This window comes from Nocardia sp. CA-135398, from assembly GCF_050955845.1.
Taxonomy (GTDB): domain Bacteria; phylum Actinomycetota; class Actinomycetes; order Mycobacteriales; family Mycobacteriaceae; genus Nocardia.
The window spans coordinates 7,859,346-7,873,800 of sequence record NZ_CP192084.1; the positions used below are offsets into that span (position 1 = coordinate 7,859,346).

10 protein-coding genes are annotated in these 14,455 nt (G+C 65.4%); 2 read left to right on the top strand and 8 right to left on the bottom strand.

The window, feature by feature from the left end; translation table 11 throughout:
- Positions 1-12 precede the first annotated feature (12 nt).
- Complete coding sequence (locus tag ACQP1T_RS35070; protein WP_433757274.1) at positions 13-2,049, top strand: M13 family metallopeptidase; 2,037 nt, start codon at positions 13-15, stop codon at positions 2,047-2,049.
- Positions 2,050-2,090: 41 nt separating this feature from the next.
- On the opposite strand, the gene ACQP1T_RS35075 is transcribed toward ACQP1T_RS35070, so the two are convergent.
- Both ACQP1T_RS35075 and ACQP1T_RS35080 read right to left on the bottom strand, forming a co-directional pair.
- Entirely contained in the window at positions 2,091-2,672 is a 582-nt protein-coding gene (locus ACQP1T_RS35075) for a Uma2 family endonuclease (protein ID WP_433757275.1), read from the bottom strand.
- A gap of 160 nt (positions 2,673-2,832) precedes the next feature.
- Complete coding sequence (locus tag ACQP1T_RS35080; RefSeq protein ID WP_433757276.1) at positions 2,833-3,165, bottom strand: hypothetical protein; 333 nt, start codon at positions 3,163-3,165, stop codon at positions 2,833-2,835.
- A 271-nt stretch (positions 3,166-3,436) separates the two neighbouring features.
- Between ACQP1T_RS35080 and ACQP1T_RS35085 the strand changes: the two genes are divergently transcribed.
- Complete coding sequence (locus ACQP1T_RS35085; protein WP_433757277.1) at positions 3,437-4,420, top strand: ABC transporter substrate-binding protein; 984 nt, start codon at positions 3,437-3,439, stop codon at positions 4,418-4,420.
- A gap of 2 nt (positions 4,421-4,422) precedes the next feature.
- Here ACQP1T_RS35085 and ACQP1T_RS35090 read toward each other — a convergent pair whose 3' ends face one another.
- The 6 genes from ACQP1T_RS35090 to ACQP1T_RS35115 all read right to left on the bottom strand — a co-directional run bounded on the left by ACQP1T_RS35090 (position 4,423) and on the right by ACQP1T_RS35115 (position 14,448).
- The gene (locus ACQP1T_RS35090; RefSeq protein ID WP_433757278.1) at positions 4,423-5,481 is read right to left on the bottom strand and encodes an MAB_1171c family putative transporter; all 1,059 of its coding nucleotides are present in this window, start codon (positions 5,479-5,481) and stop codon (positions 4,423-4,425) included.
- A 44-nt stretch (positions 5,482-5,525) separates the two neighbouring features.
- Positions 5,526-7,295, bottom strand: coding sequence for an MFS transporter (locus ACQP1T_RS35095; RefSeq protein WP_433757279.1), 1,770 nt, complete (start codon positions 7,293-7,295; stop codon positions 5,526-5,528).
- An 85-nt stretch (positions 7,296-7,380) separates the two neighbouring features.
- Entirely contained in the window at positions 7,381-8,145 is a 765-nt protein-coding gene (locus tag ACQP1T_RS35100; protein WP_433757280.1) for an ABC transporter permease, read from the bottom strand.
- On the bottom strand, positions 8,142-8,906 hold the full coding sequence (locus ACQP1T_RS35105; RefSeq protein ID WP_433757281.1) for an ABC transporter permease: 765 nt from the start codon (positions 8,904-8,906) through the stop codon (positions 8,142-8,144). Before ACQP1T_RS35105 ends, ACQP1T_RS35100 begins: the two co-directional genes overlap by 4 nt.
- Positions 8,903-9,859 carry an ATP-binding cassette domain-containing protein gene (locus ACQP1T_RS35110; protein ID WP_433757282.1) on the bottom strand — a complete coding sequence of 319 codons (957 nt, stop codon included), beginning with the start codon at positions 9,857-9,859 and terminating at the stop codon, positions 8,903-8,905. The genes ACQP1T_RS35105 and ACQP1T_RS35110 overlap by 4 nt, the downstream gene beginning before the upstream one ends.
- On the bottom strand, positions 9,856-14,448 hold the full coding sequence (locus ACQP1T_RS35115; protein ID WP_433757283.1) for an amino acid adenylation domain-containing protein: 4,593 nt from the start codon (positions 14,446-14,448) through the stop codon (positions 9,856-9,858). Before ACQP1T_RS35115 ends, ACQP1T_RS35110 begins: the two co-directional genes overlap by 4 nt.
- Positions 14,449-14,455: the final 7 nt, after the last annotated feature.

The following is a 14,455-nucleotide window of genomic DNA, read 5'->3' on the forward strand; positions in this document are numbered from 1 at the left end:
GAGGAAGTCCTCGTGACATCAACCGGTCGTCTCGGTCAGCTGGACCGTCGTGCCTTCCTGGTCGCGCTCGGGGTGGTGCCCGCGGCCGTCGCCCTGGTCTCCTGCTCGAAGGATGCGCAGCCGGTGCGGCTCACCGGGGTCGATATGGGCGGCGCGGACCCGGCTATCCGGCCGCAGGACGATCTGTACCGGCATGTCAACGGCACATGGCTGCGGGATTACCAGCTGCCGCCGGATAAGTCCACGGTCGGCGCGATCAGCGATGCGAGCGACCGGACGCTGGATCAACTGCGCGAGATCATCGAGGGCATCAAGGATCCGAAGCCGGGTTCGGAGGCGCAGCAGATTCGCGATCTCTACGATGCGCGGCTGGATGAGGCCGCCTTCGAAACGCTCGGCATGACACCGCTGACCGATCTGTTCGCCAAGATCGATGGTGCGGCGACCAAACCGGATCTGGCCAAGGTGATGGCGGAGCTGCCGATCGCCGGGCTGATCGGCATCGGAGTCGGCATCGATCGCAAGGACTCCAATGCCTATATCCCCACCATCAGTCAGTCGGGTATCGCGCTGAGCGAGCAGTACTACCGCAAGCCGGAGTACGCCAAGCAGCTCGCCGGCTACAAGACCTACCTCGAGAAGATGTCCGAGGGCGCGGGCTTCGCCGATCCGGCGGGGATCGCCCAGCGCGTGGTCGATCTGGAGACCAAGATCGCGGCGGCGCATTGGGACAGCGTGCGCAATCGCAATACCGATGCCACCTACAACGTGATGAGCTGGCACGATCTGGTCGCGCTCGGACCACAATTCGACTGGGATCCGTGGATGGCGGGCAATACCGACCGACCGCGCTCGCTGTTCGACAAGCTCGTGGTGGCACAACCGTCCTTCGTGACCGCGGCCGCGCGGCTGTGGGCCGACACCGATATCACGCTGTGGCGAGAGTTCCTGCGGGTCAATGTGGTTGCGGAATACGCCCGTTTTCTGCCCAAGGCGATCCGCGACGCGCGGTTCGATTTCGTCGGCAAGGTGCTCAGCGGACTCGAGGAGCGGCCGGAGACCTGGAAGTCCGGCGTCGGCGTGGTCAACGACAATCTGGGTGACCAGCTCGGCAAACTGTATGTGGACAAGCACTTTCCGCCTGCCGCCAAGGATCGGGCCAAGGAGATGGTGGCCGACCTCATGGCCGCCTATCGGGAGAACTTCACCAATTCGACCTGGATGTCCAAGCCGACCAGGGACGCATCGATCGTCAAGCTGGACAAGATCGAGGCCAGGATCGGATATCCGGATAAGTGGGACGACTACTCCGCGCTGAAGATCACTCGCGGCAAGCTGATCGAATCCCTGCGCGCCGTCAATGCTTTCGAATCCAAGAAGGCGTTCAACCGGCTCGGCACTCCGGTCGACAAGTCCGAATGGGGTATGTCGCCGCAGACCGTCAATGCCTACTATTCACCCACCAGCAACCAGATCACTTTCCCCGCCGCTTATCTGCAGCCCCCGTTCTTCGACAAGGACGCGACCACCGCGGTCAATTATGGTGCCGTCGGTGCGACCATCGGCCACGAGATCGGCCACGGCTTCGACGATCAGGGCCGCAAATACGATGCCAGCGGTAATCGCAGCGACTGGTGGACACCGGAGGATCTGGCCGCGTTCGAGGCCAAGACCAAACAGCTGATCGACCAATTCGACGTGCTGGTGCCCGAGGGCCTCGATCCCAAATACCATGTCGACGGCGCACTCACCGTCGGCGAAAACCTCGCCGACCTGCGCGGCCTGCAAATCGCCGTCGAGGCCTACCGCATCGCCGCCAAGCGCGCGGGCATCGACCCCGACTACCAGCAGATGTTCTTCTCCTACGCCCGCAGCTGGCGGGAAAAGCAGACCGAGGAAGCCACCATCAGCCAGCTACAGGACGTCCACGCCGCCAACGAATTCCGCTGCAACCAGATCGTCCGCAATATCGCCCAGTTCTACAACACCTTCGGCGTCAACGAAGGCGACAAACTCTTCCTCCCCGAAAACCAGCGCATCACCCTCTGAAACCGATCTCGAAGCAGCCCGGCCCACGCTGGGCTGCTTCGTTATCGAACCAGGTCAGCGAAACTGATCTCGCCCAGCACGACGTGCTCGAGCTGGACGAATCCGTCGCGATGCAGGCGGTGCAGGCGGTACTCGGCGGCGTGCGCGTCGAGCCGGAACTCGCGGACTTCTTCGATGTCGTATTTGGTATCGAGAGCTACGACCAGATAGAGCGGGATGCCTGCGCGCGCGTACTGCGCTTTCTTGTCGAGCAGATCCTCGGCCATGGTGGATGGCGAGGAAACCTCGATGACGATCAGGGCATCACCGGCCTCCGGTTTCGCACCCCGCTCCGGAAGGCACCGATAGACCGTGACATCCGGCCGCCGGAACGTGAATTTGGGTACTCGCCAGAGCACTACGACGATATCGGTCTCGACCCGAATACACGGCTCGGTGCTCGGCAGCTGCTCCATGGCACTAGCCAGTCGGCGTGCCACGCGATTGTGCTCGGGCACCGGTGATTCACAGACGATCACATGCCCGTGCACGACCTCGATCTCGCGCGCTGTCGCCTCGGGCAGCTGACGGTATTGCTCCTCGGTCATCTCGTGCGGCAGATGGCCGGACGGCTCGATCGTCATGACGGAAGCCTACCCATTCGCCATATCGACAGCCGATGTCCGATGATCGACCGCGCCGGTGGCCGTCGTCGAATGGGTGTGAAATGAGCCCGGCTTGTGCCGGGCTCATTCGGAGGCGAGACGCTGCTGGGAAATGGCTTCGCCGCTGACGCGAGTCGGGTCAGAAGGCGCTGCCGGTGGAGGGGCGGGGGAAGTAGCCGGGCCAGCCGGGGTAGAAGCCCGGGTAGCTCGGGTAGCCGGGGTAGCTGCGGTGGCCCCAACCGTCCCAACCGCCGTGGCCCCAGCCGCCCCAGCCGCCGAAGCCGCCGTAGCCGTGGTGGCCGTGGATGTCTTCGGCCTGATCCACCTGCACGATCGCCGGGGCCTGGGTGTCGGTCGTATCGGCGAGCGCCGGGCCAGCTACCGCGGCGATCGGGGCCAGGGCCAGTGCGGAGGTGATGGCGATACGGGCGACCATGGGGCGGACGCGTCGTGCGGAACTCTTTTGGTTCATCGGAACTAACCTCAATTCGGTATGCGTCAGTCGTGCGAAGACCCGCGTGTTCACGGGTTCGACGTCGATGCCTCCCGGACGAGAGGATCATGTATTGACGTCATTTAACGTACCGCTAGATAGCGGCACGTTCAATAGGTTCGCAACAGATGACATGACAGCGACCAGCAGGCCGAGGCAGTGCGGCGAACAAGATAGGTTAGGCTGGCCTTTGCTATTGCGGCGTGCGGGAGCCGAGTCGGGGAATTCCTCGATGAAGGAGAGGGTGACGATGGAGTCTGTTCGGACGTCTCGTGTCTGGCAGCGGGCGGCGGTCGCCGTGCTGGCCGGTGCGTTCAGCCTGGGCATCGCCGCCTGCGGGTCGTCGAGCGATGACGCGGGATCCGACGGTGGCGCACCCGTGACCATCACCCACGCGCGCGGTACGACAACGGTCCAAGGCACCCCGAAAAAGATTGTCACACTGGGGAATCAGTGGCTGGATTCGACACTGGCGCTCGGTGTGACGCCGGTCGGCTATGTCGACAATGTCGCCTCGGTATCCAAGAGCACCCCGGCATGGGAGCCGAAGTCGCTCGAATCGGCGAAGGCCTTGAATACCACCGGCAATATCGCCGAGCAGGTCGCGGCGTTGGAGCCGGATCTGATTCTGGTGGACGGCTTCCTGGCCGACCAGAAAACCTATGACGAGCTGTCCAAGGTCGCCCCGACGCTGCCCGCACTCACCGCCTCGTCCATCCAACCCTGGCAGGACCTGGTGACCACGCTCGGCAAGGTACTGCACAAAGAAGATGACGCGACGCGCGTGATCGCCGATGTGGACAAGAAGGTGGGATCCATCGGCCAGGCAAATCCGGGCCTGAAGGGCAAGACCTTCGCGAGCACCTGGTTGGCCAGTCCGGCACAGCTGATGGTGCTGACCGATCCGAACGACGGGTCGAGCAAGATCTTCACCCAGCTGGGTTTGACCATTCCGAAGAACCTTACCGATCAGCCGTCGAATCAGGGCAGGCTCGCACTGTCGCCGGAGCGGGTCGACGAGCTCACCGCCGATCTGCTGCTCGCGGGCTACTCCCCCGGTATGGATGACAAGTACCGGCAGCTGCCCGGCTACGCCGATCTGCCCGCGGCGCGGAAGGGCTCGGTGGTATTCCTCACGGTGCAGGAGATCAGCGCCGTCAACCAGCCGACCGCTCTGTCGGTGCCCTACCTGCTGAACAAGCTCGAGCCCGCCTTCGCCAACGCGGCGAAATAGGTTCAGCGCGCAGAAGATTCGAGACCCGCACGCATCTGCGCGCGGGCCTTCGGCCATTCCGCGGCCAGGTCGAGCAGGTATCTGAGTTCATCGGTTCGGTCGCGTAGGGCGGGAGTGGTGCGGCCGGAGGATATCGCGGGCGACTCGCCAGCAGCCTTGGCCTGCACGGCATGCGCGATACTTCGCGCGTATTCGCGGATATCGGTGTGCGCGTCGGCATCCGGTGCGTATGGCCGCAATCGCACAAGGGCGTCCCGGATTTCGACTGTCATCCGATAAAGGCGCGAGGCGGAACCACTACTCGGCCGCGCCAGCACCACCTCGGGTACGGCATCGGTGAGCGCCCGCCACAGCGGACGCAGTCGGCGACAGCGCCGACCGGCCCGGTCCAATTCCGCCCGAGCCAGCACCGCATTCCACAGTGGGATCCCGATCAGGCCGGTGAGCAGAACCAAGGTCGCATACGCTCCGATAACCCAGAGCAGCCCGGGCTCATCGGGTCGGGTGCCGTTGGCCGTCCGCACGACCGAGACCAGCGTGGCGACCGCGGCGTACCCGCCGACAAACAGCAGTGTGCCGAAGGTCAGCCGTTCCCTGGCGGCGATACCGGCGGTGCGTAACTCCCGCACGCAGGCCCGCGTGATCAGCAGACCGGATCCGGCAGCCGGCACCGTGGTCAGCGACCAGACCATCGGCACCCAATCCGCGTGTCCGGTCAGAATGCCTACCAGCACAACACATCCGGCGGCCACGGCAATCCGGTCGTAGGCGCGCTGCCGCCGCGCCGCGGTGCGCGCGTCCGCGCCGTCGAGCAGTCGGGCGAACCCGAAGACATTCGCCACCGCCAGCGCTCCGAAGATCGTGAACAGACCGAACGCGACCTCAGCGAAACCGAATCGACCGACGCACACGAAGACGAGCAGGCCGACCAGATCCCAGGCCAGTGCGCGATTGATGAGCCGGTCACTGAGGGTCTCGGCGACCAGGAACCACCGGCCGATGGTGATCGCCGCGACGAATCCGAAGATCACCACCATCGTCGCGACGGGCAGCGAGTTCATGGCCCAGACAGTAGAGTCCGAGCGCGGCACGCACCAGCCGTGATTCAGCGCGCGGCGACGAGTTCGTCGGTCTCGGCGAGTTCGGCCAATTCCTCCTCGACGTACTTATCGCCCGCGAAGTACGAGGCCGCGGCGGCCAGGAACATCATCAGGGCGGCCGACACGAACACCACGATCAGACCCGTGTGGAACGGGCCGGTGAGCAGATGCGGGAAGAACTCCTGACCGGTGAGGGTGTCCGCATTGACCCCCGGCTTGGCCAATTCGCCACTGGGGCCGAGCAATTCCTGGATCGGGTTGTAGCCGAGGAAGGCGGCGAACATGCTGGCGACGGGCGGCAGGTCGGCGAGCTGGGATGCGGCGCCCGCGGATACGCCCTGGGCGCGCAGACCGCTGTCGAGGGCCGAGGGCAGGCTGGCGGCGAGGCCGACGACCATGAGCGAGAAGAAGATTCCCATCGACAGCGCGTTGCCGCCGTTGAAGAGGGTGCCGCGCATACCGGATGCCGCACCGCGCTGGGATGCGGGCACGCTCGACATGATGGCGGCGGTATTCGGCGAGAAGAACAGTCCGCAGCCGATGCCGTTGAGCAGCACGATCGCGGCGAACACCCAATAATTGAAGTCGACCGGGATGACCAGCAGCAGCAGGAAGGTGAGCCCGGCCAGCGTCGCACCGCCGGTGGTGAACCGGCGCGATCCGTAGCGGTCCGACAGCCAACCCGAAACCGGTCCGGCGGCAAGGAATCCCACGGTCAGCGGCAGCAGGTAGATACCGGCCCACAGCGGCGTCGATTCGTAGTCGTAGCCGTGCAGCGGCAACCAGATGCCCTGCAGCCAGATGATCAGCATGAACTGCATGCCGCCGCGGCCGATCGAGACCATCAGATTGGCGAAGTTGCCGAGGCCGAATGCGCGGTTGCCGAACAGCGAGAGGTGGAACATCGGCTCGGCGACCTTGGTCTCCACCACGCAGAACGCCGCGAGCATGGCGATGCCGCCGAGCACCGCACCGAGCACCCAGGGGTTGGACCAGCCGGTGGGGTGGCCGCCGTAGGGCTGGATGCCGTAGGTGATGCCGGTGAGCAGTGCGGTCAGGCCGAGGCCGAAGGTGATGGTGCCCGCCCAGTCGACCTTGCCCTTGGTGCGCGTGCCCACCTCGTGCAGCGAGCGATAGGACCAGATCGAGCCGACCACGGCGATCGGCACGCTGACCCAGAACACCGCGCGCCAATCCCATTCCGACAGCACGCCGCCGATGATCAGGCCGAGGAAGGACCCCGCGACCGCGGCGACCATATTGATGCCCAGCGCGGTACCGCGCTGTTTGGCCGGGAAGGCGTCGGTGAGGATGGCCGTCGAATTGGCCGTCAGCATGGCGCCGCCGATGCCCTGCAGCACGCGCCAGACGATGATCCACATCGCGCCCGAACCACCGTGGAACGGATCGAAGGACAGCGCGACCGAGGTCACCGCGAAGACCGCGAACCCGAGGTTGTAGATCCGGACGCGGCCGAAGATATCGCCGAGCCGACCGAACATCACCACGAGCACCGCGGTCACGAGCAGATAGCCCATCAGCATCCACAGCAGATAGCCGACATTGCCCGCTTCCAGCGGATTCAGTCCGATACCGCGAAAGATCGCGGGCAGCGAGATCAGCACGATCGAGGCGTTGACCGCGCTCAGCAGCACACCGAGCGTGGTGTTGGTCAGGGCGATCCATTTGTAGTTCGGATGGTCCCGGTCGTAGCGCAGGCGACGGCGAATGGTCTGGACATCATCCAGGTCGAGATCGGCGGATGGAATCGTCACGGTAGCCCCTTGCTGATTGTTACCTCAGGAAACTATATAGTTAGCCGATGTAACTATCAACCAGATACCCCGCTCAGTGGGCTGCTCAGCCCTCCGCGGCCTTGCGGTAGCCACGTACCGCGAAGGCTCCGAAGACCAGGGCGAGCCCAGCCGACCAGGCAATGGTCTGCAGCAGCGGGGTGGCGATGGGGCCGCCGATCGTGCAGCCACGCATTGCCTCGATCGCGCAGCTCATCGGCTGGACGCGCACCACGGGCTGCAGCCGATCCGGATAGTTCCGCACAGGTACGAATCCGGAATTGAAGAACATCCCGAGCAGCACGAGTGCCGCGAACAACTGCACGACCTTGTCGCCCGCCTTGCTGACGCCGACCGTGATCACCATGGTGGCGAAGCCGGGAATCAGCAGCACCGGAACGGCGAGCGCACCGAGCACGCCGGGCCAGCCCTGCTCGAAGCGCAATCCGAGGGCCACGCCGAGGACGACCACGATGATCGTCGCGATCAGCGTCCGTCCGCATTCGGCGAGCAGTCTGCCGATCAGTCCGGCCGCGCGGTGCACCGGCAGCACCCAGATGCGCCGCAGCAGACCGCTTTCCCGCTCCGCGTAGAGCGAAAGGCCGGTGCCCATGGCGCCGTACATCGCGCCGGTGACCGCGATCATCGGGACGAAACCGTAGATGGCGTCCACGCCGGAGGACGCGCTGAGGAATTTGTGCAACACCAGTTGGTACATCAACAGCAATAGCACCGGCAGGATCAGCGTCGAGGTCAATACCTCCTGCTCGCGCGGCCAGCGGCGCAGCAGTCGGCCCATTTCGACGAAGCTCTGGTCGATCAGTGTTTTCACGGCCGCCGCCTTTCCACCCAGACCGAGATCGCGGTGAAAGCCACGATCAGACCGAGAATCCAGACCGCCGCGACCGCGACGGCCGAGCTGTATTCGCCACTGGCGAGATCGCGCAGGGCGGCAGCGGCCTGGGAAACCGGCTGATTGCGCACGAAGGGCTGGATCCAACCTGGAAAGCCTTCGGCCGGAACGAAACCCGTGGACATCATGATCAACAGCAGTTGCGGTGCGAGCAGCGCGGACGCGCCGATTTCCGGCTTACCGGTTGCGACGCCGAGTGTGTCAGCACCGATCACCAGCGCCACGGCGAAGGCCAGGGAGAGCGCGACGAAGCCGAGAGCCGCTGCCCCACTGTGGAATCGGAAACCGAAGGCCGTGCCGATCACCAGCGCTCCGGTGACCCCGGCCAGCGCGCGAACCAGATTCGCGGACATCCGGGCGGCCAGCGGGACCCAGGATTTGACCGGCATGGACCGCATACGAGTTCCCATGCCGCTGAAAGTGTCTCGGGCGGCGCGATCGCCCGCCGACATCGCGGTGAAGAACATCGCCTGCAGCACGATTACCGGCAGCAGGTACTGGGCGTAGTCCGCATCGGTCTGCTCCATCGACTTGCGCAGCGGGACATAGAAACAGACGAAGAAGATCATCGGCGCGACGAAGCCGAAGGGCAGATCACCCTCGCGCACCGCCGCGCGCACGGTGCGGCCGCTCAATGCGGTCCACTGCAGTCCGGCGGGCACCGTGATTGATTCGGTCATGCGGTCACCAAGCCCGGTTCGTCGGTGGTGAGCTTGATGAAGACCTCGTCCAGTGACGGTCTGCGCAGGGCGATATCGATGAGTTCGATATCGGCATCGGTTATCCGGCGCAGCGCTTCGGCCAGCGTGGTGGCACCGTCGGGAGCCGGAAGCGAAACCCGGTCCTTGGATTCGGCGACGGTGACCGTGCCGAGGCCGTCGAGCGCGGTTATCACGGCGGGCAGGTCACCCGAATCGACCAGGACGACCTCGCAGTAGCTGGAGCCCGAGCGGGCCTTGAGTTGGTCCGCGGTGCCTTCGGCGATCACCCGGCCCTTATCGATGACGATGATGTTGTCGCTCAACGCATCCGCCTCTTCCAGATACTGAGTGGTGAGCAGGATCGTCACCCCCTGTTCCTTCAGCGAACGAACCAGCGACCAAACGCCCTGTCTGCTCACCGGATCCAGGCCGGTGGTGGGTTCGTCGAGGAAGACGACCTTGGGCGGGCGCACCAAGCCGCAGGCGATATCGATGCGTCTGCGCATACCGCCGGAGTAGCCGCCGACGCGGCGATCGGCGGCCTCGACCAGATCGAACTGTTCGAGCAGTTCGGTGGCGCGCACCCTGGCTTGTTTCCGGCGCAGACCCATCAGACGACCGAACAGCACAAGATTCTCCCGGCCGGTCAGCACCTCGTCGAGCGCCGCGTACTGGCCGGTGAGCATGATCGATGCCCGCACGGCCGCGGCTTCGCGCACGACGTCGTGGCCCGCGACCAAGGCGCGGCCGGCGTCGGGTTTGGTAAGCGTGGACAGGATGGAGACCGTGGTCGTCTTGCCCGCGCCGTTCGGGCCCAGTACGCCCAGCACACTTCCGGCGGGCGCCGAGAAGGTCAGGCCGCGCACGGCGTGGACGTCGCCGAAGGACTTGCGGACGTCCTCGACCACGATGGTGTTTTCGATCGCGTTCATCGTTCTCCCGAAGTTGGGCTCGGTATGGCGGCGGCCACTGCGGTGACGCAGCGCTGCCAGAGGGTGGCGAAACGGTCGATCTCGGTGCTGTCGAAAAGTGCCTCGCTCCAGCGGAACAGGGTGGCCAGCTGGGGTCCGTCGGTGCTCGGATAGACGGCGACGACGAGGTCGAGCGCATAGCGCAGCGGCATATCCGGTTCGGGTGCGACCGGAAGCCGTTGGTGCAGGCTGAGATCGGTGATGGCGGTCCATGGACCCGATGTGCCCGCGGTGAGGTCCATGCGACCCAGGTAGTCGAGCACCACCTGTGGGTCGGCTTGCGGCTCGTTTTCGCCATAGCGCAACAGGCCGTAGTCCAAGCCCTTGTTCGGGACGCTGTCGAGCTGTGCTGCGACGGCTTTCAGCAGCGACGCCGTTTCGGCCGGATCGGACTCGGCGCGGGTGATGTCGAGTGTCGAGCCGGTGCCGACGCGCAGTGGGTACACCGTGGTGAACCAGCCGACCGTGCGCGAGGTGTCGACGTCGCCGACGGTGGCATCCTCGCGACCGTGGCCCTCGAGCGCGACCAGTGCGCCCGTCGAGCCGTCCTGATTGCGTCGGGTTCGCCAGGTCGTCAGCGCGATTGTCAATGCGGTGAGCAGTAATTCGTGCATGCCGAGGCCGTCGAGGATGCCTCGGGTGGTGTCGGTCGGCGTGAACGACGGCGTGAGGCGGTAGGAGGACCAGGTGTCGCGGGTCGGATCCGGGTGGCGCAGGCCGAGTTCCGGATCGGGGCCGGTCAGTTGCTCGGTCCAGAAGTCGCGTTGGGCTGACACTTCCGGTGCGGTGCGGCGCTTGTCGAGTAGTTCGGCCCAGCTTCGATATCCGGTCGATTCTGGTGCGACAGTGGCGGTTTGACCTCGGGCGAGTTGCGACCACGCGTCGGCCAGATCCGCGAGGATGATGTGCAAGGAGACGGGATCCACCGCGAGGTGGTGGATCGATAGCAGCAGCACATCGGGGCCTGCGAAGCGGACGGCCTGAATCATGGTGCCCGTCTTCGGATCGATGCGATCGATCGCCGCTCGCGCATGCTCCTCGAGTACTGCGCCGAAGTCACCGGATACCCGAACCTCGTGCAGGATATCGGCGGCGCGCACGCTGCCCTGCGCTCTGGTTTGGAAACCGGTTGTCGACAGTTGACCGCGCAGCATGTCGTGACCATCGACGAGTGCCTGCAGCACCGCTTCCACCCCGGCCCGATCCGCTTCGGGAGGTAGCGATATCAGTGTGGAGAGTGCGAGTCTGCGGAAGCCGCCGTACTCGTACATCCAGGACATGATCGGTGTCGGGACTACCTCGCCGATCTCGGCAGGGCGGCTCTCCCGCTGTGCCGCACGGGAATCGATAGCGGCGGCCAGATCGCGGACGGTGGGGTTGGTCATGACGATGGCGGGGCTGACCGAGAGTCCCGCACGGCGCACGGCGTTCACCAGGGAAATGGCGACAATGCTGTCCATGCCGAGTTCGATGAAATCGTCATCGATACCGGGAGTGGTCCCGCCCAGTGCCTCGGAGAGAGCGCGGCACAGGATTCGCTCGGTATCGGTGCTCGGCAGGGTGCGCTGGCCGGAACCCCGCAGCGCCGCCAGCCCTAGAGCGTGCAGAGCGCGCACATCGAGCTTGCCGTTAGGGGTGACCGGTAAATCGGGCAGCGAAATAACCCGTGCCGGAACCATATACGCAGGCAGGCGCGCTGCAAGTCCGGCACGCAAGTCGGCAGGATCAGCACCGACGGCGAAAGCGACGAGACTCGGGCCAGTCGGCCGCTGCACCACCAGAATAGCGCCCGCGCGCACCTGCGGCAGCTGCAGCAAAGCCGTTTCGATATCACCGATTTCGATCCGGTAGCCGCGAATCTTGACCTGATCGTCGGCGCGGCCGAGATAGGCGAGATCGCCATTCGGCAACTGCCGCACCAGATCACCGGTGCGGTACATGCGCGAACCGGGGCGAAAAGGGTCGGCGACGAAGCGGTCCGCGGTGCTGGCGGACTTGCCGATATAGCCGCGCGCCACCTGAGCGCCGGACAAATACAGCTCACCGGCGACGCCGCGCGGCACCCGCCGCAGCATGGCATCGAAGACATACGCGGACATCCGATCCACCGGTCCACCGATGGTGGGCTTGGCATTGCCCGGCTCATTGCTACCGGTATTCACCGTCGCGACCACCGCCTCGACCGTGGTCTCGGTGGGGCCGTAGCAGTTGTAGACCGAGGTGCCCGGCAGTGCGCGCAGTTGCTCCCACATGGGCGCACCGATGGCCTCGCCACCGAGGGCGAGCACGGTCAGTCGTTCACCGTCCACCAGACCGGCGGCCGAGAGCTGGGTGAACATGGACGGCGACGTATCGATCATGTCGATCTCGTGCCGAACGATACCGTCGACGAGGCCCTGCGCATCGCGCATTTCGGACTCGTCGAACAGGTGGACGGCGTGGCCGTCGAACAGGCCGATCATGGGCTGCCATGAGGCGTCGAAGCTCAGCGACCAGGCGTGCGCAATGCGCAGTCGGCGGCCGAGCCGGGCCACCGCCGGGCGGTAGACACGGTCGCGGTGATCGGTGAAGTAGCTGGTCAGAGCGGCGTGAGTGCCGATGACGCCCTTGGGTTCGCCGGTCGAGCCGGAGGTGAAGATGAGGTAGGCGGCGGTCTGGGGGGAAACCGGGCGGTAGGGCGTGATGGGGTGGTTTGCGATTCGTTCCGCAACATCGGGATCGTCGAGTACCAGGACCGGGCGCGTGGTCTCGCCGAGCATGTTGGCGGACTCCCCAACCGTCAGAATCAGTTTCGGGTGCGCCTGGCGCAAGATGGATTCGATGCGTGCGACGGGTGCCGAGATATCGACCGGCACATAGGCTCCGCCTGCTTCCAGCACAGCCAGGATCGCGACGATGGACCGAGCCGATCGCGGCAGCGCGAGGGCGACAACGGCTTCCGGACCGATACCGGCGGCGATCAGCTCATTCGCCAGTTGACCTGCGGCCGTGCGCAATTCGCGGTAGGTGTAGCGGTCCGAACCGGTGCTCAGCGCAATCGCGTCCGGGGTGCTGGCCACCTGGTTCAGGAAGAGCTCGTAGGCCGTCCCATTCGCGGAATCCCGCGACTCGGCAACGACGACTTTCTCATCGGCCAACAGCAGATCCAGCGCATCAGGACTCGAATCGCCGAGATCGGGCAACTGACGCAGCACCGACAGGATCCGCTCGCCGATATCGCCGATCGGGAAGTGCGGCAGCGCTTCGGCAATCGCCTCGAGCATGACGACGAGTGTGCCGTCGGTCAGATGCGACACCGCCGAAAGCGGGTAGTGCACCAGGCTTTCCATTGCCACCGGCAGAAAGCGGGTGCCGCCCGCGGTGACGATCGGATCGGTGGCCGCGCCGATGGGTGCGTTCTCGAAGACGAACAGCACGTCGAACAGCGCGCCATGCCCGGCCGCGCGCTGAATGGTCGACAGGCTCACATATCCCGCATCGCGCATGGTCGCCGATTCGCGCTGTAGCTGCGCGCATTGCTCAGCGACGGTGCGGTTCCGGTCGATGAGGACGCGCGCGGGCACGGTATTGATGAACAGTCCGATCATCGTCTCGACGCCGGGCAGCGCATCCGGACGGCCGGAAATGGTGGTGCCGAACACGACATCGCGTCGATCGGTGAGTCTGCCCAGGACTATCGCCCAGGCGAATTGGACGACGGTGCTCATGGTCAGACCGTTCGTGCGCGCCCATTGCACCAGCCGCGCGGTTTCGGCATTGTCCAGGCTGAATCGGGTGCGGCGCGGGATCGCCGCGCCGACTTCGGTCGCGGTACCAGCGGCCAGCATGAGCGGACCGCTCAGCGGCGCGAGGTATTCGGTCCAGCTGCGGATGCTGGCGGCGGTGTCCTGCGCGGCCAGCCAGCCGATGTAGTCGCGGTACGGCCGCGCCGGTGGCAGCGAATCCGCCTGTCCCCCGGCCTCGTACACCGCGATGAGCTCACGGAAGAACACCGCGACCGCCCAGCCGTCCATCAGGATGTGATGTGCGGTCACGATCATCCTGCGTCTACCCGCCCCGCCGACTCCGCAAGCTCCGTCGGCTGCCATCCCCCTGCGTCTACCCGCCCCGCCGACTCCGCAAGCTCCGTCGGCTGCCATCCCCCGGTGCCGCTCCTCGGGCAGCGTGACCAGCGTAATGCGCAGGGCAGGACCGCGAGACAGATCGAACCGCTGCTGCCGGTCCGCCTCGGCAATGGCATCGAATTCCGCTGGCAGGGCCGAGATTTCGAGCCAGGGCAGATCCACCCAGGTCGGCACGATCTGCACCGGCTTGGGTAGATCCTTATCCCAGAACGCGGCCCGCAGATTGGCGTGCCGCTGCAGGATTGCCTCGGCGCTGCGGCGCAGCATCGGCACGTCGATCGGACCGCTGATATCGATGACGAACTGCATCGTGTACAGATCGACCCCGTCGGCGGCCAACCGCGCCAACGAGAACAGCCCCTCCTGTAGTGGGCTGAGCGCGAGCACATCCTCGATTTCGGCCGGGATGCTCCGGTCCACGGTCATCGCAACG

What these genes read in the sequence shown, in the direction of transcription:
- ACQP1T_RS35075 (WP_433757275.1), bottom strand. Translation starts at nt 2,672, where the DNA reads ATGACGATCGAGCCGTCCGGCCATCTGCCGCACGAGATGACCGAGGAG.
- ACQP1T_RS35090 (WP_433757278.1), bottom strand. Translation starts at nt 5,481, where the DNA reads ATGAACTCGCTGCCCGTCGCGACGATGGTGGTGATCTTCGGATTCGTC.
- ACQP1T_RS35080 (WP_433757276.1), bottom strand. Translation starts at nt 3,165, where the DNA reads ATGAACCAAAAGAGTTCCGCACGACGCGTCCGCCCCATGGTCGCCCGT.
- ACQP1T_RS35105 (WP_433757281.1), bottom strand. Translation starts at nt 8,906, where the DNA reads ATGACCGAATCAATCACGGTGCCCGCCGGACTGCAGTGGACCGCATTG.
- ACQP1T_RS35115 (WP_433757283.1), bottom strand. Translation starts at nt 14,448, where the DNA reads ATGACCGTGGACCGGAGCATCCCGGCCGAAATCGAGGATGTGCTCGCG.
- ACQP1T_RS35110 (WP_433757282.1), bottom strand. Translation starts at nt 9,859, where the DNA reads ATGAACGCGATCGAAAACACCATCGTGGTCGAGGACGTCCGCAAGTCC.
- ACQP1T_RS35085 (WP_433757277.1), top strand. Translation starts at nt 3,437, where the DNA reads ATGGAGTCTGTTCGGACGTCTCGTGTCTGGCAGCGGGCGGCGGTCGCC.